We start from the raw sequence: 22,485 nt of genomic DNA, 5'->3' as shown, positions 1-22,485 counted from the left end.
GGTTGACGACATGGTTCCCTTGCTCCTTGTCCTGCTGCTGGCCCTGATCCTCTTCGGGGCGGGCTTCGCCCTCAAGGCCCTGTGGTGGATCGCGATCATCGTGCTGGTGGTCTGGCTGCTCGGTTTCGTGTTCCGGGCGGCCGAGGGTGGCGGACGCCGCCGCTGGTACCGATGGTGACCTGACGCTCCATCGCGGTCCCCGGTGGGGTTCCGGCCGTGAACGGCGGCCGGGACCCCACCTTTCGCATGCCCGCCGGCGCGCTCGCCTCACCGACCCGTCGCGGTCCGCGTCCCGGTCATCGGGCGCCCCCGTCGTTGAGCCGTACGGGTGAGGGGGCCACACGGAGGTTTCCAGCTCGGACACCACACACCCTCTGGTGGCGGTATGTCATGGGAAGCGGTTTTTGTCCGGTGGTGGTTTGCTGCGCATGGCGGCGGACCGGTTCTGGGAGCCCCCTCCGCGGTGCCGCCGTCCGAACCCCTTACCCGCCACAGCTCAAGGAGGAGCTTGATGTCGGTCTACACCCCCCAGCAGTACGGTCAGCAGCTGCAGCAGCCGCAGTGGCAGCAGTTCGGGCAGCAGCAGTCGCAGCCGTGGGCAGGCCAGCAGGGCTACGGCCAGCCGTTCGCGGGCCTGCAGGGCTACGGGCAGCAGCAGCACATCGGCCAGCCCGGCATCGGGCAGGGCCAGCAGCAGCTGCCGCTGCTGGTGACCGAGCTGTCGCTGCGATGTGCGGCCACGGCGGTCAACGCCATGGTCGAGCAGGTTCGCATCGACCCGCAGATCATGATGGGCATCCAGGCGCAGGGCCAGATCCCGCCGCACGCCTGGAGCAGCGTTCTCACCGAGTGCGCCCGCCGTATCGCGCCGGTGGTGCACAGCGCGCTGAGCCAGATCGCCCAGGGGCAGATGCACAACGGCCAGTACGCCCAGCAGTACGGCCAGTACGGCCAGTTCCCGGGCCAGTTCCAGGGCGGCCAGTCGCAGTACGGGCAGCACTTCGGTCAGATGCCGCTCGGCATCTGACCAGTCTCCCGGTCGGCCGGGGCGGCCCTCGTGGCGGCCCCGGCCGGCCGGGCCGTTCGGCCACGGCAGCGGCGCTGTGTGGTGAATCGCAAGGTGATGGGTGAAGGCGGAAGCGTGATGAGTGAGCAGCAGGGCAACGGCGGCATGGCGGCGAAGGGCCACGGCGGTGCGAAGGGCGGCCGCAAGCCCGGCGCCGGAGCAGATGCGGGCGGGGCGTACGGAGCGGCCGCCGGACCGGGCGGGAAGCAGGGCCAGGAACAGTTCGCGGGGCAGGACGGGAAACGGCCCGGGCACCCGGTGCGCGCCGGGTGGGGACGGTACCTGGTGGCCCCGCGGCCGGCGGCCTGGCTGACCGCGGGCGTACCGCCGGTCGAGGCCTCGGCACTGTTCACCCTGCTGGAGGAGGACCCGGACGTGGAGGTGGTCGCGCAGGTGCGCCCCTCCCGCTCACGTGGTCTGGAGGCGATCGCCGAACCGCACCCGGTCTGCCCCCGGGTGGCCGTCGTGACGATGCCCCACGAACGCGCCCGGGCGCTGGCCGCCAACCCCCAGGTGGTCGTCGAGGCCGACCAGCCGCTCGCCTACACACCGGCGCCGTCGACGCGGCCCGCCTTCCCGGCCGTGGACCCCGCGCTGGAGGTCAGCCTCCAGCAGCCGCCCAGCATCACGGTGCGGGTGACCAGTCGCGGGCAGGCCGTGCCGGACGCGCAGATCTGGGCGACGGGCACCGGTTCGACGGCGTACGCGGTCACCGGCGCCGACGGCCGGGCCACCCTGGTCCTGCCGGCCGACACCCCGGCCACCGTCCGGTCCCTCTACGTGCGCCCGTCGGGCGACCACTGGCCGGTGCGTACGGGCCGGCCCTTCCCGGACGACGACACCCTCTCCGGCGCCGAGGTGGAGGTGGTGGTCCGCTCCCTCGCCGAGACGTTCGAGGGCTTCCCGGACCGGCCGCTGACCGCCTGGGGCTGGCAGGCGATGCGCCTGCACGAGATCCCCCCGACCTACCGCGGCCACGGCGTCTCCGTCGCCCTGCTGGACTCCGGGGTCGACACCGCGCACCCGGACCTGAAGGACACCGTCCGCGCCGGGGCCGACTTCACGCCCGCCGCCGACGAGGGCAGCTGGCGGACCGACGCGACCGGGCACGGCACCCGCTGCGCGGGGATCGTCGCCGCCGCCGACAACCGCACCGGGGTCACCGGCATCGCCGCGGACGCCACGGTGCACGCCCTCAAGCTCTTCCCCGGCGGCCGCGTCAGCGACCTGCTGCGCGCCGTCGACCACTGCATCTCCCATGACATCGACGTCGCGCAGATCAACGTCACCTACGACCAGCCCTCGCAGCTGGCGGCGTGGAAACTGATGGACGCCCACGCGGCCGGGATCGCCGTCATCGCCCCCGCGGGCGACACCGCCGGCACGCTGAGCCCGCTCGCGGCCCTGCCCACCGTGCTGGCCGCCGGAGCCCTCGCGCACACCGGCACCTATCCGCCGGACAGCCCGGCGGCCGCGACCCAGCCCCCATGGCCCGGCCCCTACCCGGCGCCCTTCACGCCCACCGGCCCCGGGGTCGATCTCACCGCGCCCGGAGCTGCGGTCGTCACCACGGCGCTCGGCGCCACCTACACCGTCTCGGAGGGCACCGCGATCGCGGCGGCCCATCTCACCGGTCTGGCCGCGCTGGTGCTCGCCCACCACGATCAGCTGCGCGCCACGCCCCATACCCGCAGCGCCGCCCGCACGGACCACCTGATGGCCCTGCTCCGCGGCGCGAGCCGCCCACTGCCCGTCACCGAACCGCTCCGCATCGGCGCCGGGCTGCCGGACGCCCCGACCGCGCTGGGGCTGGGCGCTTCGGCGGCCGCGATGTTCGATGCCGGCGCCGACCCCATGTCGGCGGGGTCGCCCTCACCGAACTGAGGCGCGCACACCGCGGACCGGCGGTGGTCCGGGTCCCATCTCCCGGACCACCGCCCGCTCACCTCCCGCCGGCCGTACCGGCGCCGGTCGCGAGTGCGTCGGCGTGCGCCAGCAGGGCCCGGTCGAGTTCCTCGAGCAGGTCCCGGTCCTCGCGGTGGATGGATCCGAGCAGCCGGGAGCCGGCCGTGTCACCCGCGGTGCGGGCGATCTGCTCGCCGGCCCGGCTCGCGGCCAAGGCGTAGGCGGTGACGGCGTACTCCTCCTCGGTGTGCCGCAGCAGCTGCCGCTGCGCGGCGGCGGTCCTGCTCCGCACGGCGGCCGGCACGGCCATCGCCGTGTTCAGGGGCAGGCGTGCGGCCTGGCGGGTCAGGTGCCAGGCGTCACCGAGGATCTGGGTGAGCCCGGGGGGCTGCAGTGCGTTCATGTGCTCGTCGAGGCGCCGGATGTGGGTGCGGGCCTCACCGATGCGGCGTTCCAGGGCCATCCGGTCGTCGCCCGCGGGGGTCACCACGGCGTGCGCCCTGAGCCGGTCGGCGACCGCGGCCTCGGCCTCACGGGCCTCGCGCAGCGCCGGTACGAGCACCTGCGTCGTCTGGGGCATCATGCTTCCCTGTCGCTGGCATGTGCGATTGTCGCCCCTCTCCCACTGTGCGCCCGGCCGCGGGCCGGTGCATCCGCTCCCGTACGCGGAATCGGTCACAGCTCCCGGCCGGCGTGCCGGAAGCCCCGGTCAGGGGCGTCGGCTTCCGCATGGGCCCGGGCATGCGGCGGTCGTGCCCCCGGAGCGTCCCGCACGACCGCGACCACGGCCATGTCGTCCTCCAGCGGGGCCGCGACGTACGCCAGCAGGTCGTCGGTCATCTCCCGCACGAGCTGCTCCGGACCCCGGTCGCCCCATGCCGCGGCCCGCTCCAGGAGCGGGTAGAAGTCGCCGTCGCGGTTGCGGGCCTCGGTGACGCCGTCGGTGTAGAGCAGAAGCCGGTCGCCGGGGGCGAACGTGAAGGTGGTGGGGGTGTAGGCGCTCTCCGTGAGACCGCCGAGGCCCAGCGGGGGCGCGGGCTCGGGGACGTCGAGGGCGGTGGCCGTTCCGTCGTGGAGGAGGACCGGCGGCAGGTGCCCGCAGCTGACCACACGCACGTACGGCTCGTCGTCGGGGATCTCGACGACGGCTGCGGTCACGAAGCGCTCGCCGACGTCGATGTCGCACGCCGAGCCGTCGCACGAGTGCGTCAGCTCCCAGCGGACGCTGCCCTCCAGGGACGCCATCAGCTCGGGCAGCGGCGCCTGCCGGTGGGCGGCGGCGCGGAAGGACCCGAGGACGGTCTCGGTGTCGCCGATGGAGCGGAGCCCCTTGCCGCGCACATCGCCGATGAGGAACCGGGTGGCGTGCGCGGTACGGGCGACCGCGTACAGGTCGCCGCCGATGCGGGCCCCGTCGTCCGCGCTGCGGTACGCCGAGGCGATGGACACCGGACCGGCGTGCGCGGGCAGTGGGCGCAGCACCACTCCCTGGGTCGCCTCCGACACCTCGCGCAGTTCGGCGAGCTCACGTCTGCGGCGCTCGCGCAGCGCGCTGATGAGCACGAGCAGGACGGAGAGCAGCACCAGGGAACCGAGCTGGACGAGCACGTTCTCGGTGGTGAGGGAGTGCCGCTCGGCGCCCGCGGCGACGAGGGCGAGCACGGCGGCGAGGGCCGTCGCGGCACCCCGTACGGCTCCGGCGAAGGCCGAGGCGAGCGCGACGGGAACGACGAGCAGGTGGGCCAGGTGGATGTCGGCCGGCAGGAAGAGGTCCGCGACCGGCACCGCAGCGATGATCGCGATCATCACGGTGAGAAACCCCTTGCACCCCGTTCGGCTGGGATCCTGCAGCGCCGAGAGTCGGGGCCTGAGGTCCATGCGGCCGTCTCCCTTCCCGCACCCGGACCGGGTGCGATGCCGAGAATCCCCGTACTGCGGGTTCCAACATATGGCCTATTCGTTTTCTTCCGGACAAAATTCGCACATGGCTCCCGTCCCGCGATGTGCCGCCGCCACCCTCATGGCCGACTCCCTTGCGCGGGCGTGCCGGCCGGCACGCGGCAACCCGGGCGCGCGGCCGAGCGACGATTCCACAAGAAAAGGACGGGCGGCGCGGCACCACCGGATGCCGGGCGGGACCGGCCCTCGGGTGCGGTGCGCGGCATCACGGGCCGGGCGCGTGTCCCACGGCCGGCGGGTGCGGCTGCCCCGGCGACTGCCGGTTCGGTGATCCGGGCTCAGGCGGCGATCAGATCCGCCCAGCGCCCGCCACCGCGGCTTCGGCCGCCGATGCCGGTACCGACGCCGAGGCTGTCGACGATGCGGGCCCCGCGGCCGTGCTCGTCGGGGCCGCAGCTCGCGATCCACGGACCCTGCCGCGGTGCGGGGCCGCCGTCCGTCACCTCGACGCGGATGATCGCGGTGCCGTCGGCCTCACCTCGGTACAGGCGCAGCGCGACCGGCGGCAGCGCGTGCTCCACGGCGTTGGTGACCAGTTCGGAGACGACGAGGACGGCGTCGTGGACGACCCCGTCGGGCACGGCCCAGCCGGTCAGCACGGTGCGGGCGGTGCGCCGCGCGACAGCGACCGCCACGGCACGGTGCTCGATCTGGCACACGTACACGTCGGTACGGAGAGCCTCCGTCGAGGCGGCTGACCAGTGCGTCATCTCCATCGCTTTCCCGGGGGCCGGAGGTGCCGGGTCATCGGTTCCCGGCCGTCCGCTCCACCGCGTCGCCCGCATGGGGGAAAGGACCAGTCCGTCCCCGTGCGGCTGCGGGTACCCCGGCACCCGCACCCAGGGGTGTACCCCGGCGGGATCACCCGAACCCCACCCGTCACAGGAGTGGCGACCATTCTCCACGGCATCACGGTGGCCCCGGGGGCTCACCGTCCGTGCTCGCCGCACGGAACCAGGCCGTCACGGCGCGGGGAACGCGATCCGGACGTCGTAGCCCCGCTCCAGGCGGCGCAGGGCGGGCACCAGGGGTGGTGCGCAGCGCGCGGATCCCTGCGGCGGGCCGGTGCTGCACCGGGAGCACCCCACGGTGGCCCGCGACCTCTGTCTGCGCGGCCGCGGGCTGCCGCTGGTGCCCTCGCACCTGTGCCGGCCGCACGGCAGTGCCGCCGGCCGACCCCCGGCCGCCGCCGGTGCCGGTGTACCCGCTGCACCGCGCGCTGCGGCGCGGCGCCACCGAGAAGGACGCGGCGGCCGCCCCGCTGGACGCGCTCATCGGACGCACCCGCACGATGGCCCTGCGCTGCGTCGCGTACGGCGCGACCACCGGCGGACCGGCCCGCGCGGTGGGCGTCTCCGCGTCCTGCGCCGGCCGGCACACCTCCGTCCTGCGCGACAGCGGCCTGATCGTGAACCGCCGGCACACGGGGGGGGACGCTCCACACCCTCACCCCGCTCGGCGCGACCCCCCTCCGGCGCCCCTGACCGGTCTGCGATCCTGGTCCCGTGCCGCCCTCGCCGATCGCCCCGGAACCGATAACCGCCGACCCGCCCCACGCGACCGACAGTCCGCTGCTCACGCAGTCGTGGCTCGACCTGGCCTTCCTGCACTGGGCGGCCGATCCCGCGGACGTCGCGCCCCTCCTGCCCGCCGGCACCGTCCCCGACACCCTCGACGGACTCACCTACGTCGGCCTCGTCGCCTTCCGCATGCACCGCGTCGGCTGGTTCCGCCTCCCCGGCATCCCGTACCTCGGCACCTTCCCCGAGACGAACGTCCGGCTGTACTCCGTGGACGCCCACGGGCGGCGCGGTGTCGTCTTCCGCTCACTCGACGCGTCCCGGCTGATCCCGGTGGCGGTCGCGCGCGCCGCCTTCCGCCTGCCGTACCTGTGGTCGCGGATGGGGATCCGCCGCGACGGCGACACCCTCACGTACACCAGCACCCGTCGCTGGCCCGGCCCGCGCGGGGCGCACTCCAGGATCACCGTGCGCGTCGGCGAGCCCGTCGAGGAGCCCACCGAGCTGGAGCACTTCCTGACCGCCCGCTGGGGCCTGCACAACACCTTCTTCGAGCGCCAGATGTACCTGCCGAACTCCCACCCCCGCTGGCCCCTCCACCGCGCCGAACTGCTCCACTGCGACGAGACCCTCGTCACCGCGGCCGGCCTCTCCCGGCCCTCCGGCGCCCCGGTCAGCGTCCTGTACTCCCCCGGCGTGCCCGTCCGGTTCGGCCGCCCGGCCCGGCCCGGGGGCATCCCGACGCCCTGAACGGAGCCGGCTGCGGCACCCGCTCCGCCGGGACCGCGGGCGGGGTCACTCCGGCGGGAGCAGGGTGCCCAGGGGGCCGAGGTCGAGGTTGAGATCGGACATGGACAGGCCGTACTGGTCGCAGAGGCCCGCCATCCGGTCGTGGAGGATCATCAGGGTGGCACCGAGGCGTTCTTCCTCCTCCTCGGTGAGGTCGCCCGCGTCGACGCGGTGCAGGGCCTGGCGTTCCATGAGCTGGCGGAGGAGTTCGACCAGGGTCAGGACGAGCTTCATCAGGTCGCGTTCGACCGTGTCGGGGTCGGTGCTGATGCGGCGCGCGGGGCGGGGGGACGGGGCGTCGCGGGGGACGGCGGGGAGGAGGCGGAAGGCGCGGTCGGCGGCGTCCGCGACCTCGCCGAGGCGGTCCGGGGGCTGGTCGTCGCCGGGGGGTGCGGGGGATGTCATGGGCCGGGCCCCGGGCCCCACGGGGAGGGGGCGCGTTCGCTGATGGAGACGATCAGCGCGCGCAGGGAGATGCGGACGAGGTCGATGTCGGCGATGGACAGCACCACGTCGCCGGTGAGGACGACTCCGCCGCTGAGCAGGCGGTCGAGCAGGTCGACGAGGGCCACCTGACGTTCGGCCAGGGGTTCGGGGGCCCGGTCGGACGCGGTCATGGCGCCGCGTCCGCCGGGTCCGCCTCGGGCCGGGTGGTACCGGGGAGGACGGCGAAGGAGTACGGAGCCCAGGGGCCGGTGACGTCGACGCGCACCCCGGGGAGTCCTTCGCCGGCGGCGAGGGCGCGGGTGCGGAAGGCCTCGGCCTGTGCGTCCGCGACGAGGAAGGCGTCGTTCAGGACGTTCTCCCCCGCACCGGCGGCGAGTTGGCCCTGCTGCACGCGGTGCCGGGCGTGTCCGGCGGCCAGTTCGCGGCCGATCGACTCGACGCGCACGGCGGCTTCCTCCGCCGCGTGGTAGGCCTCGTCGCGGGAGTGCCGCTGGGCGCGGCGGGCCCGCAGGTAGGCGCGGCCGGGGCTGAGGTCCTCGGCGGCGGCGGGTTCGGTGGCCGCCGCCGGGGCGTCCACGTAGATCTTGACGCCCCATTCGAGGTGGCCGGTCAGCCGATCCAGGACCTCCGTGAACCCCGCGTCGTCGTCCCTCAGCACCTGGCGGACGCGCTCGTCGTCCAGGTAGACCGTGGCCAGGCGGAGCGGCAGCACGGTGGTGTGCGCGGAGAGTGCCTCGATGACGGTGTGGTGGGCGCGGGCGACGGCCTCCAGCCAGTCCAGGTCCTCCAGGTGCCGGCGGAGGGCGTCCTCCTGGAAGTCCGTGGCGGGCACCGGGCTGACGGCGGCGGCCAGCGGACCGGACGTCACGAGCCGTACGGGGGCCCCGGCGACGCCGGCCAGCGCCTCCAGGGCGCCGTCCGGCACGCCACCGACACGCAGCACGGCGTACGCGTAGCTGACCCGGTCATTCATCGTCGTCCGTCCCGGTACCGCGGCGGCGGCGGTGCGTCGCCGAGGAGGACCGCGTGCGGTGGCGGGAGGCCACGCTGCCGCGTGGTGTGTCCGTCAGCTCCCGTCCCTCCTTCAGCGCCTCGATCTCCTCGCGCAACCGCCGGTTCTCCTCCGCGAGCGAACTCTCCCCGTGGGCGCGCGAGGACAGCGACGGGTCGTGTTCCCACCAGTCGATGCCCATCTCCTTGGCCTTGTCGACGGAGGCCACCAGGAGCCGCAGCTTGATGGTGAGCAGTTCGATGTCGAGCAGGTTGATCTGGATGTCGCCGGCGATGACGATGCCCTTGTCCAGGACGCGCTCCAGGATGTCCGCCAGGTTGGCCGACGACCCCTGTCCGTAGGGGGACGGCTGGGGAGCGGCCCTCGTGGGGTACGAACCGAGCCGGCCGGCCGGGGAATCCGTCACAGCGTCACCTCGTCTCAGGGCGCGGCGTCGCCGCGCCTGAAGGCCGCGATCTCGTCCAGGCGGTCGAGCAGTTCCTCCTCGCGTGCCTCGAAGGTCTCTTCGTCGATCCGTCCGGCGAGCAGCTCCCGCTCCAGCGCGGCGAGTTCGCGTTCGACGGGCTCGGGGTCGTAGTACTCCTGCTCGGCCGCGTCCAGCACGCGCTCGACCACCCAGCCCACGCCGCGCACCGGCGCCAGCGGGAGGGTGACGATCTGGGTGAACAGCCCCATGACCACGCCTCCTCACACGAAGCTGTACGGGGGCAGCGGGCCGAACAGCCGGAAGTCGCATTCCTCGCCGACCTGGTTGGCCAGACTTAGCTGGGTGGCGAGGAACATCTCCTCCTTGCTGTCGTCCACCAGGAAGGAGACGCTGAGGAAGTCCTGTCCCGCCGGCGCGGAGGCCACGTCGTTGCGGGCGAAGGGGCGCAGCGCCTCGACGATGCCCGCGCCGAGGGCCTGCTGGCGGGCCTGCACCTCGGAGGAGATCAGCTCGCCCAGCACGAGCGGCTGGTCGGGGGAGGCGGTCCCGCCGCGGATCTCCTCGTTCAGCCGGCGGGCCTCGTCGTTCTCCTCGAGGATCCGGCGCAGCAGCGAGTCCTCGTCCCAGGAGACCTTCAGGTGGTACTCGGCGCAGCCCTCCAGGTTCTTCAGCTGCTCCCGGTACTCCCCCGCGCGGTCCTCCAGCACGCCGCGCACGGCCTCCTCGTCGGGCGCGGTGAAGCCGAAGCGCAGCGGGAGCACGGCACCGTCGGCCATCAGCCGTTCCTGGACCTCCTGATGGGCGAGCACGTCCCTGCGCCGGGGACGCAGGTCCTCGGGCGCTTCGCTCACGACCGCGGACAGTTCACCGGTCGTCACCGTGCGCAGCGGCTCGTCCGATCCTCCGACGGCGGTGAGGCCGTCGAGGCGCATCGGGTGGTCCTTCGAGGTGATGGAGTAGACGTAGACGGCCATGGTCATCACCTCTCCCGCCGGGAGGTTCGCCCGGCGCTCCGGCGCCGCTCCCGGGGCTCCTCCTCGTACTCCGCTTCCTCCTCCTCTTCCGGCTCTTCCTCGTACTCCTCCTCCTCGTCATCGCCCTTCAGGGCGCCGGTCACGGCCTCCACCGCGCCGGACAGCGCGCCCTTGGACTTGCCCTTGGCCCCGCTCTCGGTGATCTCGCCGACGAGGTCGGTGAGCTGGGCGGGCTGCTTGCGGCCGGATTCGAGGTCGAGGCGGTTGCACGCCTCGGCGAACCGCAGATAGGTGTCGACGCTGGCCACGACGATGCGGGCATCGATCTTCAGGATCTCGATGCCCACCAGGGACACGCGGATGAAGACGTCGATGACGAGTCCTTTGTCCAGGATCAGCTCGAGGACGTCGTACAGGCTTCCCGTTCCGCCTCGCGACATACTGCCGCCGCCCTGCGGCACCACGGTCATGGCGCCTCCTTTCAGCGCCTCGTCGTCTCAGACGCGACGGTCGATCTGCCCCCGCGCGTAACGGCGGGTGCGTTCGTACGCCACCAGGTCCCCCTCTTCGTCGAGCGTCACGTGGTAGGTGGCCATCACGCTGGTGGTCTCGGGCACGCGCTCCAACTCCAGCACCTCGACATCGGCTTCCCACCCGTCGTCCACCGGCTTGATTGCCGACACCGACTCCGGCCTGCGGCCCAGGAGTTCGAAAAGCTGCTCGGCCGCGGAGCGCATGGCCCACGCGGCGGAGCGTTTGCGCGGCCGCCTGGCCCGCTCTCCGTCCCGGCTTCGCCCCGTACCCTCACGCCGGGCGTTCCTGTCGCTTGCGGCCATCCATTTCTCCGGTTCCGAAGCGGCGCTACCCCTATGAAGAAACGTACTATTTAAGCATATACACCCCTGCAAAAATGCGCGGCGACGGGTCGCTTTCCGAAGGGAACGGCTGATGAAGGACACGACCAAGATCGCTCTTGCCGCCGCAGTCGCCGGTGGCTACGTGCTCGGTCGCGCCAAGAAGGGGCGGCTCGCCTTCGCGATGGCGACCTTTCTCGCCGGTCGCCGCGTCGGACTCGATCCGCAACAACTGGTCACCGAGGGTATTCGCAGGCTCCAGGAAGTACCGCAGTTCGCGGAGCTCAAAGAGCAGGTGGGCGGCGAACTGATGGACGCCGGCCGCAAGGCCGTCGCGGCTGCCGCCGACCGCAAGCTGGCGGATCTGGCGGGCTCTTTGCGCGACCGCACGGCCCGGATCGGCGCCGAGAAGGGCAAGCGCGAGGACGAGGAACCGGAGGAGGAGTACGAGCCGGAGGGCGAGGAGGAACCCGAAGAGGAGGAACCCGAAGAGGAGCCCGAGGAGAAGCCCAGCTCGAGGCGGCGGCGCGCCGTCCGCGAGGAAGAGCCGGAGGAAGAGGAGGAAGAGGAGGAGGAAGAGGAGGAACCCGAGGCGGAGGAGCGTCCACGACGGCGCCGCACCGCCGAACGGCAGCCCCCGCAGCGCAAGCCCGCGGCGAAGAGGGCACCGGCCAAGAAGGCGCAGCCCGCGAAGAAGGCCGCCGCCAAGAAGAGCGCGGCACCGGCCGAGCGCACGGCGAAAAAGGCCCCGGCGCCCGCCAAGAAGAGCGTGGCGCGCAAGGCTCCGGCGAAGAAGACGGCGGCCAAGAAGACATCCACACGGCGGAGGTAGCCCGATGGCCAGGACACCGGTAACGGTAAGGCCTCCGGCCTGGACCAACTGCGCGGCGAGCTTGTCCACTTCGTCGGTGCCCAAGTGGAAAACCCGGCCGACAAGGCGGGTGACGGGGTCTCGGACCTCACCGACCAGCTGATGAACGTGGCCGAGAACGGCGGCGTGCTCCCCAAGGCGGGCCTGCGCATCCCCAAGGGGGACTTGCCGCTCAAGGCGAACGGCGGCGGCAAGGGCAAGGACCGCAAGTCCGGCACACAGAAGGTCATGAACATCGTCGAGGTCCTGGACGTCGGCATCCCGATCCGGAACGCCTACGACCACTGGACCCAGTACGAGGAGTTCAGCGGCTTCACCAAGGGCGTCCGCAGCGTCTCCAAAGGTGACGACACCTCAAGCGACTGGAAGGTCAAGGTCGGTCCGTCCACCCGCGGCTGGAAGGCCGCGGTCGTGGAGCAGATCCCCGACGAGCGCATCATCTGGAGATCCGAGGCGCCAAGGGCACTGCACGCGGCTGCGTCAGCTTCCACGAGTTCACCCCCACCCTGACCCGCATCCTCGTCGTCGAGTACTGCGCCTCGGGTTTCTTCGAGAAGACCGGCAACCTGTGGCGCGCCCAAGGGCGCCGCCTGCGGGTCGGCTTCAAGCACTTCCAGCGGTACGTCTCCCTCACCAACGAGGAGCCCGAGGGCTGGCGCGGCGAGATCCGCGACGGCGAGTTCGTCCGCACCCACGAGGAGGCCCTGGAGGCCGAGGAGGACGAGGAGTACGAGGAGTACGAGGAGTACGAGGAGTACGAGGACGCGCGGCGATGACGATTCGTCGCATCCCCCGGAGGGCCCGGCCCCCGGACGACGTACCGACAAGGCCGGCCGGGGGCGCACACCACGTCACCCCACCAGGCGGCGGATCTCCAGCGTGTTGTCCAGACGCGTCGTGGGCTGTCCGTCCGGGCCGTTCTGGACCCGCTCGTGCTCGTCGGTGAGCAGCACCTCCCACTCCCCCTCGGGCAGTTCCAGGCTCTCCAGCACCTCCGCCGGAGTGGGGAAGTGCATCTCCGGGTGCGGGTTCGTCTCCCAGGCGGGGAAACCGGCGTGGCCGACCACGAGGAGCACGCCCCCGGGCGCCACGGCCGCCGCCGCGGCGCGCAGGATGCGCTCGCGGGGCATGTCGTTCGGCGAGTGCAGGAACTGCGCGGAGACGAGGTCGTAGGTGCCGTCGGGGAACGACTCCCCCAGGTCGTGCCGCTGCCAGTCGATGAGCCCGTCGGCGATGCCCTCGGCCGCCGCGTGCGCGGCCGCGCGGTCCAGGGCCACGCGCGAGATGTCCACGGCGGTGACGCGCCACCCCTGCCGGGCCAGCCAGACCGCGTCGGCGCCCTCCCCGCAGCCCAGGTCGAGTGCCGTACCGGGCTTCAGGCGACCGACCTCGCGGACCAGGACGCCGTTGGGGTTGCCGCTCCAGACGCGGTCGCTCCCGGCGTACCGTGCGTCCCAGAACTCCGCCTCCGACGCGGCGTCGGCGGTGCCGGTCGTCGTGCTGGTCGTGCCGTCTGTCATGGGTGCTGTCTCCTTCGTGCGTGGACGTGGATGTGCCTCCGACCATGCGGGTCCGCTCCGCCCCCGGGCAAGCTTTCTTGCCGGTTCGGCAAAACGTCCGGGTGTCCGTCCCCTGCCGCGACAGGCGATCCACACCTATGTTTGGTGTCATGGACACCACGTCGCCGGTCGACCACCCGCTGCGCCGCCTGACGCTCGACGAGCTCCGGCTCCGCACGAGCATGAAGTGGCGCGTCCATCCGGAGGACGTGCTGCCCCTGTGGGTCGCCGAGATGGACGTGCCGCTCGCCGAGCCGGTGGCGCGCGCGCTCACGGAGGCGATCGCGCTCGGCGACACGGGATATCCGGCGGGCACCGCCTACGCGGAGGCCCTGGCGGCCTTCGCCCGTGAGCGCTGGGGCTGGGAGGGCCTGGCCGTGGAGCGCGCGGCCATCGTGCCCGACGTCATGCTGGGCGTCGTCGAGATGCTCAAGCTGGTCACGGGGCCCGGTGACCCGGTGATCGTCAACTGCCCGGTGTACCCGCCGTTCTACCACTTCGTGACGCACATGGACCGCCGCGTGGTGGAGGCACCGCTCGGCCCCGATCTGCGGCTGGACCTCGCGGCGCTGAAGGAGGCCTTCGCGCGGTGCGCGGCCGGCGGTGGACGGGCCGCCTACCTGCTGTGCAGCCCGCACAATCCGACGGGCACCGTGCACAGCGCCGAGGAGCTCACCGCGGTCGCCGCGCTGGCCGGGTCGTACGGGGTGCGGGTCGTCGTGGACGAGATCCACGCGCCGCTCGTGGCCGCCGGGGCGGCCTTCGTGCCGTACCTGGCGGTGCCCGGCGGCGAGAACGGCCTGTCGCTGATGTCGGCGTCGAAGGCGTGGAACCTCGCCGGCCTGAAGGCCGCGCTCGCCCTCGCCGGGCCCGCCGCGGCGGAGGATCTGGCGCGGATGCCGGAGGAGGTCAGCCACGGACCCAGCCACCTGGGCGTCATCGCGCACACGGCTGCGCTGCGCGACGGCGGGCCGTGGCTGGACGCCGTACTCGACGACCTCGACCACAACCGGCGGCTGCTCGCCGGCCTGCTGGCCCAGCACCTGCCGGCCGTGGGCTACCGCCCGGCGCCGGGCACGTACCTGGCCTGGCTGGACTGCCGGAAGCTGGGGCTGGGTGACGACCCGGCAGCCGCCTTCCTCGCCCGCGGCCGGGTCGCCCTCAGCGCGGGGCCCGACTTCGGCACGGGCGGCCACGGGCACGTACGGCTCAACCTCGCGACGACGCCCGAGGTGATCACGGAGGCGGTGCGCCGGATGGCCGCGGCGCTCGACTGAGGCTCACGGCCCGAGGTCCGTATCGCCCCGCCCGGAGACCGGGGCAGGCGGGCGACGGGGGGCCCACGGGACGCCGGCTCGCGGGGCGTCAGGCGCCCGGCAGGCAAGGCGGCGGGCGGGCATGGGCGCGAAAGCCCGCGCCGTCGCGTGCCCGTCGCGACGTGCCGCCGTACGGCCGACGGCCGTGCCCCGGCCCATCGCGGCAGGCCCCGGGCACCCCGGCGGCCACAGGGAGGCGAGCAACGTGACCCACGCCCCCGCACCCGGCGACGGGCGCGCCCTGCGCGTCGTCGCGCAGGGGTGACCGGCAATGTCGGCATCAGCCTGGTCCGGACCCTCGGCGAGGACCCGGCGGGGCCGGTGGCCGGGTGCACGGGGTCGCCACCGGCACCGGCCCCCGGCCGTGACGGCGTCATGAAGCCGGCCGGTGGTCACCGCGGAGCCTCCCGGTGTCCCGGGGCTCGGCATACTCCGCGTCCTCGGGCCGGCCGCCCCGCATCGACCGGGCCCGTTCGAGTTCGGCGTTGAATTCCAGGCCGAGGAGTACGGCGATGTTCGAGAGCCACAGCCAGATCAGGAAGACGATGATCGCCGCCAGGCTGCCGTAGAGCCGGTTGTAGTTGCCGAAGTTCGACACGTACAGGCTGAACAGCGCCGAGGCGGCGGCCCAGACGACGACGGCCACGAGACTGCCGGGGCTCACCCAGCGGAAGCCGTGCTTCACGTTGGGGGCGACCCAGTACAGCAGGGCCAGGATCAGGCTGAACAGGATCAGCATGACCGGCCACTTGGCGATGCCCCAGACCCTGAGCGCGGCGTCACCGGCCCCCAGCACCTGCCCCGTCCGGCCGGCCAGGGCACCGGTGAACACCACGCCGATCGCGATGAGGGCCGTGACCACGAACATCACCACGGGGATGACGAACCTGGTGGTCAGGGTCTTCCACAGGGGCCTGCCCTCGCCGATGTCGTAGACCGCGTTGGCGGCCCGCATGAAGGTCCCGACGTAGTTCGACGAGGACCAGACGGCGACCGCGATCCCGACGGCGAGGGCGAGACCCCCTCGGCCGAGGCCGCTCTGCAACTGGCTCAGCACGCTGTTCAGCGTGTCGCGGACCGGCCCGGGGGCGAGTCCGCTCACGTTGACGATCAGTGGTTTGACGCTGGGGCCGCCCAGCAGGCCGACGGCCGAGACGACGACGAGGAGGGCGGGGAAGACGGACAGCACGCTGTAATAGGTCAGCGCCGCCGCCCAGTCGGTCAGATGGTCCGCCCAGAACTCCTTCACGGTACGCCTGAGCACCGCGCGCCAGGATTCCTGGGGGAGTTCGGTCGGCTTGCGGGCACCGGTTTCCGTGTGGCGAGCCATGCGCGTTCACCGCCTCGGAACGCACCTGCCCCGGATGAATCACCACAAACCAGCACACAGGACACCGCCGTGATGTCCGCACGTCCGCCCCGGCACGGTTCCGGTCAGTGCTGGAGCGCAACCTTCGCCGCCACGATCACCAGGCCCAGCAGCAGGTTGACGACGCCCACGGACACCACCGCCCACCACGACGCGCCGACCCGCACGACCGCGGCACCGGCCCAGCCGACCTGCTGGGCGACGGCGATGCCGAGGGCCAACCACGCGGCCCCCTCAAGCCCGAGCCCGAGCAGCGGGCTGACCGCGACGGCGGCGGCCGGCAGCACGGCCGCCTGCACGATCGGCCACTCGCGGACGCAGACGTGGCGGATCTCGCGCCAGGTCACCTTCTCCTGCCGAAGCCGGTCCCCGACGAACCCGGCGTAGACGTGGGCGGCCCAGAACACCAGCCCGGTACAGAGCAGGAGCAGCACGAGTTCGAGCCGCGGGTACGGGCCCGCAGAGCCGGCCCCGGCCACCACCGAGGCGGCGAGGAGCGAGCCGTAGACGGCGCCGCCGTAGTTGGCACGGCCCGTGCCGGGCGCTTCCCGGGCGGTGGTCTCCCGCGGTGAGGAGCTGGCTGTCACCCCTTCAGGATCAGCGAGGCCGCCGGGTCGCGCACGACCGCGAAGGGGCCGGGTGGAGGCCGGTCCGGAGGGGCGCCCGCCGTACCGCCCCCGCGGCGAGTCGGGCCGTCCGTGACCGAGCGTCGCCGAATCGTCCGGACAGCGCCCATGACGACGACTCGCCGAGGCGCCGCCGGAGCCGATGCGGCGGCAGCTCGGCCGATGGGAGTGTGACGTCCGAATCCCGCCAGCGCCGGGCTGGCGCGATGCCGCACAGTGGAGGGGTGACGACCGACGAGGACAGCAGATACGAGGCGGTGTGCAGCCGCGACGCGCGCTTCGACGGCGAGTTCTTCTTCGCGGTGACCACGACGGGGATCTACTGCCGTCCCAGCTGCCCGGCGGTCACCCCCAAGCGGCGGAACGTGCGCTTCTACCGCACGGCGGCGGCCGCCCAGGGCTCGGGCTTCCGGGCCTGCCGGCGCTGCCGTCCGGACGCGGTGCCCGGGTCCGCGGCGTGGAACGCGCGGGCCGATGTGGTCGGCCGCGCGATGCGGCTGATCGGCGACGGCATCGTGGACCGCGAGGGGGTCGCCGGGCTGGCCTCGCGACTCGGCTACAGCGCGCGGCAGGTCCAGCGGCAGCTCAATGCCGAGGTCGGGGCGGGGCCGGTCGCGCTGGCGCGGGCGCAGCGGGCGCACACCGCGCGGATCCTGCTGCAGACCACGGACATGCAGGCCGCGGAGATCGCCTTCGCGGCCGGTTTCGCGAGCGTGCGGCAGTTCAACGACACGATCCGCGAGGTGTACGCCCTCACGCCGACCGGGCTGCGCCAGGCGCGCCCCGCCCGGCACGCCACGGCCGACGCGGCGGCCGGGGTGCCGCTGCGGCTGGCGTACCGCGGGCCGTACGACGCCGGGCAGGTCTTCGACTACCTGGAGCGGCGCGCGATCGTGGGCGTCGAGGAACTCATCGGCACCCGCGGCCGGCGGGTCTACCGGCGGACACTGCGGCTGCCGCACGGACCCGCGGTCGCGGAGGTGGAGGAGGCGGCGCCCGGCGGGGACGGCGGCTGGCTGGAGGGCCGGCTGCACCTGGCCGGGCTGCGCGACCTGACCACGGCGACACAGCGGATTCGGCACCTCTTCGACCTGGACGCCGATCCGTACGCGGTCACCGAACGGCTGTCCGCCGACCCGTCGATGGGCGCCCTGGCGCGGGGGCGCCCCGGGCTGCGCGCTCCGGGGGCGGCGGATCCGCACGAGCTGGCCGTCCGCGCGGTGCTGGGCCAGCAGGTCTCCGTGGCGGCGGGACGGCGGCTCGGCGAGGCGCTGGTCGCCGCCCACGGCGAGCCGCTTGCGGCGCCGAGCGGCGGGCTGACGCATGTGTTCCCCGACGCGGACACGCTGGCGGGGGCGTCGCTGGAGGCGGTCGGCATGCCGGACGCCCGCCGGGAGACCCTGCGGGGTCTGGCCCGCGCGCTCGCCGGCGGCACGGTGGTACTGGACCCCGGCGTGGACCGGGACGGAGCGGAGAAGTCGCTGCTGGCGCTGCACGGCGTCGGCCCGTGGACGGCCGGATACATCCGGATGCGCGCCCTGGGCGATCCCGACGTGCTGCTGGAGGGCGATGCCGCCGTACGCGCCGGGGCCCGCCGGGCCGGCGTCCCGCTGGAGGACGCCGAGGCCTGGCGGCCGTGGCGCACCTACGCGACGCACCTGCTGTGGACCGCGCGATGAGCGGGAATGCGACGTCCGAATCCCGCCGGACATACACCGCGAAAGACCGCAAACTCATGAATGTCACTGAGTGTTGCGAGGAAAGGGAAGGACCGATGACGGTCTACACGACGCTCGACAGCCCGCTGGGCGAACTGCTGCTGGTCGGCGAGGAGTCGCCGACCGCGAGGGGCGGCACCGCGCTCGCCTCACTGTCCGTACCGGGCCAGAAGGGCGGGGTCGTCACGGACGACCTGGCGGACGGCGCGCGTGCGGACGCCGCCGCCTTCACCGAGGTCATCCGCCAGCTCAGGGCGTACTTCGCCGGTGAACTGACCGACTTCGACATCGAGTTCACCAGCGCGGGCACCGCGTTCCAGCAGCAGGTGTGGAAGGCGCTGGAGACCATCGGCTACGGCACGACGCTGACCTACGCGGACGTCGCCGACGTGATGGGGATCCCGCGGACCTCGTCGCGGGCCGTGGGCGCCGCGATCGGCCGCAATCCGCTGCTCGTCGTCCGTCCCTGCCACCGTGTGGTCGGCAGCAAGGGCGCGATGACCGGGTACGCGGGGGGTCTGGAGCGCAAGCGACTGCTGCTGGAGCTCGAGGCCGGGCGCGGGACGGCGTGAGGACGGCGACCATGACCACCACCGCCGTGCAGCCCACGACGCCCCTGTCCGAACGGGTCGACGCCGTCGGCTGGCCCGCGCTCACCGCCGAACTCGAGGCATACGGAAGCGCCCTGAGCCCCCGTCCGGTCCTCTCCCCCGCCGAGTGCCGTGCCGTCGCCGCGCTCTACGACGAACCGGAACGCTTCCGCTCGACGGTCGACATGGCGCGGCACCGCTTCGGTTCGGGCCGGTACCGCTACTTCGCGTACCCCGTCCCCGAGCCCGTCGGAGCCCTGCGGGAGGCCTTCTACCCGCATCTGCTGCCGGTCGCCCGCGACTGGGCGGCCAGGCTGCGGCAGCCCGCGCCGTGGCCCGACACGCTCGGCGAATGGCTCGCCATGTGCCACGCGGCGGGCCAGAGCCGGCCGACCCCGATCCTGCTCCGCTACGGCGCGGGCGACTGGAACGCCCTCCACCGCGACCTGTACGGGGACCTCGTCTTCCCGCTGCAGGTGGTGATCGGTCTCGACGTCCCCGGCCAGGACTACACCGGCGGCGAGTTCCTGACGACGGAGCAGCGGCCGCGTGCCCAGTCGCGGGGCTCGGCCACGACCCTGCTCCAGGGCCACGCGCTGGTCTTCACCACGCGCGACCGGCCGGTGCGCTCGGCGCGCGGCTGGTCGGCCGGACCGATGCGGCACGGTGTCAGCACGGTGCGCGGCGGCCGCCGCCACACGCTGGGCCTGGTCTTCCACGACGCCGCATGACGTACTACGTGCTGACCGGCCCGGACGGGACGCCCGAGCGCAGCGCCGTACCGGGGACGCTCGGCGGGCACCGGCGCGGGCGGGTCTACGGGCGCCTGGACTGCCCTGCGGCCCTGCGGGCGCTGGCGCGCGGCGGCTACGCTCGGGAGCGGGTGTTCTTCGTCGACGAGGCGACGGCGGTCGCCGCCGGCTACCGGCCCTGCGCCCGCTGCCTGCCCCAGCGGTACCGGCGATGGAAGGCGACATTGATGGAGCGGACCGCCGTGCCGGTCCACGACGTACCCGCGGCGGCCCCGGCCTCGCCGCTGGTCCCGCCGGAGGTGCTCGCCGCGCTCGGCGGCGTGCCATGGCCGCAGCCGCACTCGGGGGCCGAACTCGCCGCCCTGCTCGGGCTGCTCGGAGCCGCCCGCCCCCGGGTGCGCGCCGTCGCCGTCGGCCACAGCCGCGACGCCGCCTCCCGGGCCGCCGCGGGTGCCTTCGTCACCGCCTGGCGGGCGGCGGGCGGCACCGTGGTGGCCGTCGTGGACTGGCCCGAGCGGGCCGCGTCCTGGTTGCGGGCCGCCCGCAGGCTGACCGGTCCGGCGCCGGACGCCTGGGTGGTCGCCGCGGCCCCGGCCGGATGGGCGCAGCTCTCGCGCCGGCTGCGCCACAGCACGGCCTGGGACCCGGCCCGTACGTACGGCTTCGGCTCCCTCGGCGACGCGCGGGTGGTCGCCGCCGCCGGGGCGGGGACCGTCCAGGGCCTGCGCGGTGCGACCGCCGGTGGCGGGACCTGGCAGGTCGATCGTGGCTGGGTGACCGCGACCGCACCGGGAGAGGGGAGTTCCCGGTGAGCGCGCTCATCCCCCGGCCCCGGCTGACGGTCGCGCCCGGCGCGGTCCACGTCCCCGGCTGGCTCACCCTCGACGAGCAGCGGGAGCTGGTCACCGCCTGCCGCGCGTGGGCCATGGGCCCGGTCCCGATCCGGCACACCCGCCTGCCGCGTGGCGGGGTGATGTCGGTGCGCACGGTCTGCGTCGGCTGGCACTGGCAGCCGTATCGCTACACCCGTACCGCGGACGACGTGAACGGCGCGCGAGTGGCCCCCTTCCCGGACTGGATGGTGGACCTGGGCCGCCGCGCGCTCGTCGAGGCCTACGAGGACCCGGCGGCGGGCGACGGCTACACGCCCGACACCGCTCTGATCAACTTCTACGACGGCGAGGCGAAGCTGGGCATGCACCAGGACAAGGACGAGCGCTGCGACGCGCCGGTGGTGTCGCTGACCGTCGGCGACACCTGCGTCTTCCGCTTCGGCAACACCGACAACCGCAACCGCCCCTACACGGACCTGGAGCTGGCCTCGGGCGACCTGTTCGTCTTCGGCGGTCCGTCGCGCTTCGCGTACCACGGTGTGCCGAGGATCCTTCCCGGCACCGGCGATCCCGCCACCGGCCTCGCCTCGGGCCGCCTGAACATCACCATGCGCGTCACGGGACTGGACGACGGGTCCCGGGGGCCGGGGCGGCGGGCGTGACGGCGAGCGGGCCGGGCGTGCCCGGCCGCAGGCCCGGTGCCAGCAGCAGCGTGACGGTGACGGAGACGGCGGCCATCACGGCCATCGCGGTCGCCGGCGAGGTGTGCTGGGCGACGGCGCCCGCGAGGGCGGCGCCCAGGCCCTGCCAGGCGAGCATGCCCGAGGAGTGCAGTCCGAGGGCGTGACCGCTGAGTTCGTCCGGGGTGAGGGCCATCAGCCGTTCCTGCAGCAGCAGGCTCGCCGCGTAACCCACCGAGGCGAGGGCGACGACGGCCGCCGCGAGGGGCAGCGCCGGGTGGAGGGCGAAGACCAGGTAGGGGGCGGCGAGCAGGAGCCGCAGCGCGGCGCCCGCCCGCTCCCGCCACCGCGGCGGCACGAACCGGCCGGCCGTCGTGTCGCCGGCGAGCATGCCGCAGGCCGCGGAGGCGAGGAGCAGCCCCGCGTGGTCGGGCGCGTAGGGCACGAAGAGCGACTCGCAGCCGACGATCAGGCCGTTGGGCACCCAGAGCGCGAGGTACACGTAGCGGCGGGGCCGGGCGGACCACAGCAGCACGTTGGTCCGCCAGGTCTCGGCGGCCGAGGGACGGCCGGTCGCGCGGGGCGGCCTGGCGCCCAGACCGAGGCGGGCGACGGTCGCGGCGGCCAGGTACAGGGCGGCCCCGGCGAGCAGGACACCGCGCGGCGACAGTGCGGACAGCAGCAGACCGCCGGCGGCGAAGCCGCAGATCTGCATGGTGCCGGTCGACATGTTCAGCACGGAACGTCCCAGCAGGAAACCGCCCTTGGGCAGGATCTCGTGGAGCAGCCCGTAGCGCACTCCGCCGCCCAGGGAGGCCACCAGGCCCTGGGCGGACAGGATGACGAAGACGGCCCACACCGGCAGACCGGGGAGGGCCAGGGCGCCGGTGCCGAGGGCGAAGAGCAGGGTCACGGCGGTGAGGGCGGCCCGCGGCGGGAGGCGGTCCGCCGCCGACAGCAGGGTCGTCGCCCCCACCACCTGCGCGAGGGACGGCCCGAACATGGCGAGGGCGGACAGCAGCGGTGAGCCGGTCGCGTCGTAGACCAGGGTGCTCAGGGCCAGTCCGCTCACCGTCTGCGCCGCCACCTGGCCGGTGGCGATCAGGAACAGCGGGGTGAACTCCGGCGTGCGGAAGAGCTCTTGGTAGGTGCGCATGGACGGGAGTCTCGGGGGCGCGCGACCGGGCGGTTAATGTTTCGCGCGGGCGCGAAACGACG

At 73.7% G+C, this 22,485-nt stretch carries 26 protein-coding genes and 1 pseudogene; 12 read left to right on the top strand and 15 right to left on the bottom strand.

The window, feature by feature from the left end; translation table 11 throughout:
• Positions 1-10 precede the first annotated feature (10 nt).
• The 3 genes from ACWDAS_RS16025 to ACWDAS_RS16015 all read left to right on the top strand — a co-directional run bounded on the left by ACWDAS_RS16025 (position 11) and on the right by ACWDAS_RS16015 (position 2,950).
• Positions 11-178, top strand: coding sequence for a hypothetical protein (locus ACWDAS_RS16025; protein WP_018561957.1), 168 nt, complete (start codon positions 11-13; stop codon positions 176-178).
• 333 nt (positions 179-511) lie between these two features.
• Entirely contained in the window at positions 512-1,027 is a 516-nt protein-coding gene (locus tag ACWDAS_RS16020; RefSeq protein WP_450390487.1) for a hypothetical protein, read from the top strand.
• A 117-nt stretch (positions 1,028-1,144) separates the two neighbouring features.
• Positions 1,145-2,950, top strand: a complete 1,806-nt coding sequence (locus ACWDAS_RS16015) for a S8 family serine peptidase (RefSeq protein WP_450390484.1) — start codon at positions 1,145-1,147, stop codon at positions 2,948-2,950.
• A 58-nt stretch (positions 2,951-3,008) separates the two neighbouring features.
• Here the strand turns inward: ACWDAS_RS16015 and ACWDAS_RS16010 are convergent, their stop codons facing one another.
• The 3 genes from ACWDAS_RS16010 to ACWDAS_RS16000 all read right to left on the bottom strand — a co-directional run bounded on the left by ACWDAS_RS16010 (position 3,009) and on the right by ACWDAS_RS16000 (position 5,640).
• Positions 3,009-3,551 carry a hypothetical protein gene (locus tag ACWDAS_RS16010; RefSeq protein WP_450390481.1) on the bottom strand — a complete coding sequence of 181 codons (543 nt, stop codon included), beginning with the start codon at positions 3,549-3,551 and terminating at the stop codon, positions 3,009-3,011.
• Positions 3,552-3,646: 95 nt separating this feature from the next.
• Positions 3,647-4,777 (bottom strand): PP2C family protein-serine/threonine phosphatase, encoded by a 1,131-nt coding sequence (locus ACWDAS_RS16005; RefSeq protein ID WP_450390479.1) that lies wholly within the window; start codon positions 4,775-4,777, stop codon positions 3,647-3,649.
• A gap of 431 nt (positions 4,778-5,208) precedes the next feature.
• Positions 5,209-5,640 carry an ATP-binding protein gene (locus tag ACWDAS_RS16000; RefSeq protein WP_450390476.1) on the bottom strand — a complete coding sequence of 144 codons (432 nt, stop codon included), beginning with the start codon at positions 5,638-5,640 and terminating at the stop codon, positions 5,209-5,211.
• A gap of 795 nt (positions 5,641-6,435) precedes the next feature.
• On the opposite strand from ACWDAS_RS16000, the gene ACWDAS_RS15995 reads away from it, so the two are divergent.
• Complete coding sequence (locus ACWDAS_RS15995; protein WP_450390473.1) at positions 6,436-7,200, top strand: YqjF family protein; 765 nt, start codon at positions 6,436-6,438, stop codon at positions 7,198-7,200.
• 45 nt (positions 7,201-7,245) lie between these two features.
• Here the strand turns inward: ACWDAS_RS15995 and ACWDAS_RS15990 are convergent, their stop codons facing one another.
• From ACWDAS_RS15990 to ACWDAS_RS15955, 8 genes are read right to left on the bottom strand one after another with little or no spacing between them, the layout of a single operon-like run.
• Positions 7,246-7,644, bottom strand: a complete 399-nt coding sequence (locus ACWDAS_RS15990; protein WP_450390470.1) for a gas vesicle protein K — start codon at positions 7,642-7,644, stop codon at positions 7,246-7,248.
• Positions 7,641-7,856 carry a gas vesicle protein gene (locus ACWDAS_RS15985; RefSeq protein WP_450390467.1) on the bottom strand — a complete coding sequence of 72 codons (216 nt, stop codon included), beginning with the start codon at positions 7,854-7,856 and terminating at the stop codon, positions 7,641-7,643. The genes ACWDAS_RS15990 and ACWDAS_RS15985 overlap by 4 nt, the downstream gene beginning before the upstream one ends.
• Entirely contained in the window at positions 7,853-8,659 is an 807-nt protein-coding gene (locus ACWDAS_RS15980) for a GvpL/GvpF family gas vesicle protein (protein ID WP_450390464.1), read from the bottom strand. Before ACWDAS_RS15980 ends, ACWDAS_RS15985 begins: the two co-directional genes overlap by 4 nt.
• Positions 8,652-9,104, bottom strand: coding sequence for a gas vesicle protein (locus ACWDAS_RS15975; protein WP_450390461.1), 453 nt, complete (start codon positions 9,102-9,104; stop codon positions 8,652-8,654). Before ACWDAS_RS15975 ends, ACWDAS_RS15980 begins: the two co-directional genes overlap by 8 nt.
• Before the next feature lie 14 nt (positions 9,105-9,118).
• Entirely contained in the window at positions 9,119-9,373 is a 255-nt protein-coding gene (locus tag ACWDAS_RS15970) for a gas vesicle protein GvpG (protein WP_450390458.1), read from the bottom strand.
• Positions 9,374-9,385: 12 nt separating this feature from the next.
• On the bottom strand, positions 9,386-10,099 hold the full coding sequence (locus ACWDAS_RS15965; protein WP_450390656.1) for a GvpL/GvpF family gas vesicle protein: 714 nt from the start codon (positions 10,097-10,099) through the stop codon (positions 9,386-9,388).
• A 5-nt stretch (positions 10,100-10,104) separates the two neighbouring features.
• On the bottom strand, positions 10,105-10,569 hold the full coding sequence (locus ACWDAS_RS15960) for a gas vesicle structural protein GvpA (RefSeq protein WP_450390455.1): 465 nt from the start codon (positions 10,567-10,569) through the stop codon (positions 10,105-10,107).
• Positions 10,570-10,596: 27 nt separating this feature from the next.
• Positions 10,597-10,935, bottom strand: coding sequence for a gas vesicle protein GvpO (locus tag ACWDAS_RS15955; RefSeq protein WP_450390452.1), 339 nt, complete (start codon positions 10,933-10,935; stop codon positions 10,597-10,599).
• Positions 10,936-11,047: 112 nt separating this feature from the next.
• On the opposite strand from ACWDAS_RS15955, the gene ACWDAS_RS15950 reads away from it, so the two are divergent.
• Positions 11,048-11,785, top strand: a complete 738-nt coding sequence (locus ACWDAS_RS15950; RefSeq protein ID WP_450390450.1) for a histone protein — start codon at positions 11,048-11,050, stop codon at positions 11,783-11,785.
• A 39-nt stretch (positions 11,786-11,824) separates the two neighbouring features.
• Positions 11,825-12,588 (top strand): annotated as a pseudogene (locus ACWDAS_RS15945) (SRPBCC family protein); the annotation flags it as partial.
• Positions 12,589-12,675: 87 nt separating this feature from the next.
• Here the strand turns inward: ACWDAS_RS15945 and ACWDAS_RS15940 are convergent.
• Complete coding sequence (locus tag ACWDAS_RS15940) at positions 12,676-13,344, bottom strand: class I SAM-dependent methyltransferase (protein WP_450390447.1); 669 nt, start codon at positions 13,342-13,344, stop codon at positions 12,676-12,678.
• Between the two features lie 149 nt (positions 13,345-13,493).
• Between ACWDAS_RS15940 and ACWDAS_RS15935 the strand changes: the two genes are divergently transcribed.
• Positions 13,494-14,660 (top strand): MalY/PatB family protein, encoded by a 1,167-nt coding sequence (locus ACWDAS_RS15935; RefSeq protein ID WP_450390444.1) that lies wholly within the window; start codon positions 13,494-13,496, stop codon positions 14,658-14,660.
• A gap of 412 nt (positions 14,661-15,072) precedes the next feature.
• Here ACWDAS_RS15935 and ACWDAS_RS15930 read toward each other — a convergent pair whose 3' ends face one another.
• Complete coding sequence (locus ACWDAS_RS15930; RefSeq protein WP_450390441.1) at positions 15,073-16,029, bottom strand: YihY/virulence factor BrkB family protein; 957 nt, start codon at positions 16,027-16,029, stop codon at positions 15,073-15,075.
• Positions 16,030-16,133: 104 nt separating this feature from the next.
• Positions 16,134-16,655, bottom strand: coding sequence for a hypothetical protein (locus ACWDAS_RS15925; protein WP_450390438.1), 522 nt, complete (start codon positions 16,653-16,655; stop codon positions 16,134-16,136).
• A 245-nt stretch (positions 16,656-16,900) separates the two neighbouring features.
• Between ACWDAS_RS15925 and ACWDAS_RS15920 the strand changes: the two genes are divergently transcribed.
• The 5 genes from ACWDAS_RS15920 (at position 16,901) to ACWDAS_RS15900 (ending at position 21,249) form a co-directional block, all read left to right on the top strand.
• Entirely contained in the window at positions 16,901-18,373 is a 1,473-nt protein-coding gene (locus ACWDAS_RS15920) for an AlkA N-terminal domain-containing protein (RefSeq protein WP_450390435.1), read from the top strand.
• Positions 18,374-18,468: 95 nt separating this feature from the next.
• Positions 18,469-18,984 carry a methylated-DNA--[protein]-cysteine S-methyltransferase gene (locus tag ACWDAS_RS15915; protein ID WP_450390432.1) on the top strand — a complete coding sequence of 172 codons (516 nt, stop codon included), beginning with the start codon at positions 18,469-18,471 and terminating at the stop codon, positions 18,982-18,984.
• Positions 18,985-18,995: 11 nt separating this feature from the next.
• Positions 18,996-19,733, top strand: coding sequence for a 2OG-Fe(II) oxygenase (locus ACWDAS_RS15910; RefSeq protein ID WP_450390429.1), 738 nt, complete (start codon positions 18,996-18,998; stop codon positions 19,731-19,733).
• The gene (locus tag ACWDAS_RS15905; protein WP_450390426.1) at positions 19,730-20,566 is read left to right on the top strand and encodes an Ada metal-binding domain-containing protein; all 837 of its coding nucleotides are present in this window, start codon (positions 19,730-19,732) and stop codon (positions 20,564-20,566) included. Before ACWDAS_RS15910 ends, ACWDAS_RS15905 begins: the two co-directional genes overlap by 4 nt.
• The gene (locus ACWDAS_RS15900; protein ID WP_450390423.1) at positions 20,563-21,249 is read left to right on the top strand and encodes an alpha-ketoglutarate-dependent dioxygenase AlkB family protein; all 687 of its coding nucleotides are present in this window, start codon (positions 20,563-20,565) and stop codon (positions 21,247-21,249) included. Before ACWDAS_RS15905 ends, ACWDAS_RS15900 begins: the two co-directional genes overlap by 4 nt.
• Here ACWDAS_RS15900 and ACWDAS_RS15895 read toward each other — a convergent pair.
• Entirely contained in the window at positions 21,203-22,423 is a 1,221-nt protein-coding gene (locus ACWDAS_RS15895) for an MFS transporter (protein ID WP_450390420.1), read from the bottom strand. The genes ACWDAS_RS15900 and ACWDAS_RS15895 overlap by 47 nt on opposite strands.
• Positions 22,424-22,485: the final 62 nt, after the last annotated feature.

It is taken from the genome of Streptomyces sp. NPDC001070 (assembly GCF_053598835.1).
The sequence above is the reverse complement of the archived record's forward strand: the minus strand, read 5'-3'. Positions and strand labels throughout refer to the sequence as shown.

Excerpts from the sequence above, each read along its gene's own strand:
- ACWDAS_RS15905 (WP_450390426.1), top strand. The coding sequence starts at position 19,730 with ATGACGTACTACGTGCTGACCGGCCCGGACGGGACGCCCGAGCGCAGC.
- ACWDAS_RS15955 (WP_450390452.1), bottom strand. The coding sequence starts at position 10,935 with ATGGCCGCAAGCGACAGGAACGCCCGGCGTGAGGGTACGGGGCGAAGC.
- ACWDAS_RS15930 (WP_450390441.1), bottom strand. The coding sequence starts at position 16,029 with ATGGCTCGCCACACGGAAACCGGTGCCCGCAAGCCGACCGAACTCCCC.
- ACWDAS_RS15970 (WP_450390458.1), bottom strand. The coding sequence starts at position 9,373 with ATGGGGCTGTTCACCCAGATCGTCACCCTCCCGCTGGCGCCGGTGCGC.
- ACWDAS_RS16010 (WP_450390481.1), bottom strand. The coding sequence starts at position 3,551 with ATGCCCCAGACGACGCAGGTGCTCGTACCGGCGCTGCGCGAGGCCCGT.
- ACWDAS_RS16015 (WP_450390484.1), top strand. The coding sequence starts at position 1,145 with ATGAGTGAGCAGCAGGGCAACGGCGGCATGGCGGCGAAGGGCCACGGC.
- ACWDAS_RS15990 (WP_450390470.1), bottom strand. The coding sequence starts at position 7,644 with ATGACATCCCCCGCACCCCCCGGCGACGACCAGCCCCCGGACCGCCTC.
- ACWDAS_RS15910 (WP_450390429.1), top strand. The coding sequence starts at position 18,996 with ATGACCACCACCGCCGTGCAGCCCACGACGCCCCTGTCCGAACGGGTC.
- ACWDAS_RS16025 (WP_018561957.1), top strand. The coding sequence starts at position 11 with ATGGTTCCCTTGCTCCTTGTCCTGCTGCTGGCCCTGATCCTCTTCGGG.
- ACWDAS_RS16005 (WP_450390479.1), bottom strand. The coding sequence starts at position 4,777 with ATGATCGCGATCATCGCTGCGGTGCCGGTCGCGGACCTCTTCCTGCCG.
- ACWDAS_RS15950 (WP_450390450.1), top strand. The coding sequence starts at position 11,048 with ATGAAGGACACGACCAAGATCGCTCTTGCCGCCGCAGTCGCCGGTGGC.
- ACWDAS_RS15895 (WP_450390420.1), bottom strand. The coding sequence starts at position 22,423 with ATGCGCACCTACCAAGAGCTCTTCCGCACGCCGGAGTTCACCCCGCTG.
- ACWDAS_RS15960 (WP_450390455.1), bottom strand. The coding sequence starts at position 10,569 with ATGACCGTGGTGCCGCAGGGCGGCGGCAGTATGTCGCGAGGCGGAACG.
- ACWDAS_RS16000 (WP_450390476.1), bottom strand. The coding sequence starts at position 5,640 with ATGACGCACTGGTCAGCCGCCTCGACGGAGGCTCTCCGTACCGACGTG.
- ACWDAS_RS15985 (WP_450390467.1), bottom strand. The coding sequence starts at position 7,856 with ATGACCGCGTCCGACCGGGCCCCCGAACCCCTGGCCGAACGTCAGGTG.
- ACWDAS_RS15965 (WP_450390656.1), bottom strand. The coding sequence starts at position 10,099 with ATGGCCGTCTACGTCTACTCCATCACCTCGAAGGACCACCCGATGCGC.
- ACWDAS_RS15935 (WP_450390444.1), top strand. The coding sequence starts at position 13,494 with ATGGACACCACGTCGCCGGTCGACCACCCGCTGCGCCGCCTGACGCTC.
- ACWDAS_RS15920 (WP_450390435.1), top strand. The coding sequence starts at position 16,901 with ATGCCGCACAGTGGAGGGGTGACGACCGACGAGGACAGCAGATACGAG.
- ACWDAS_RS15980 (WP_450390464.1), bottom strand. The coding sequence starts at position 8,659 with ATGAATGACCGGGTCAGCTACGCGTACGCCGTGCTGCGTGTCGGTGGC.
- ACWDAS_RS15940 (WP_450390447.1), bottom strand. The coding sequence starts at position 13,344 with ATGACAGACGGCACGACCAGCACGACGACCGGCACCGCCGACGCCGCG.
- ACWDAS_RS15915 (WP_450390432.1), top strand. The coding sequence starts at position 18,469 with ATGACGGTCTACACGACGCTCGACAGCCCGCTGGGCGAACTGCTGCTG.
- ACWDAS_RS16020 (WP_450390487.1), top strand. The coding sequence starts at position 512 with ATGTCGGTCTACACCCCCCAGCAGTACGGTCAGCAGCTGCAGCAGCCG.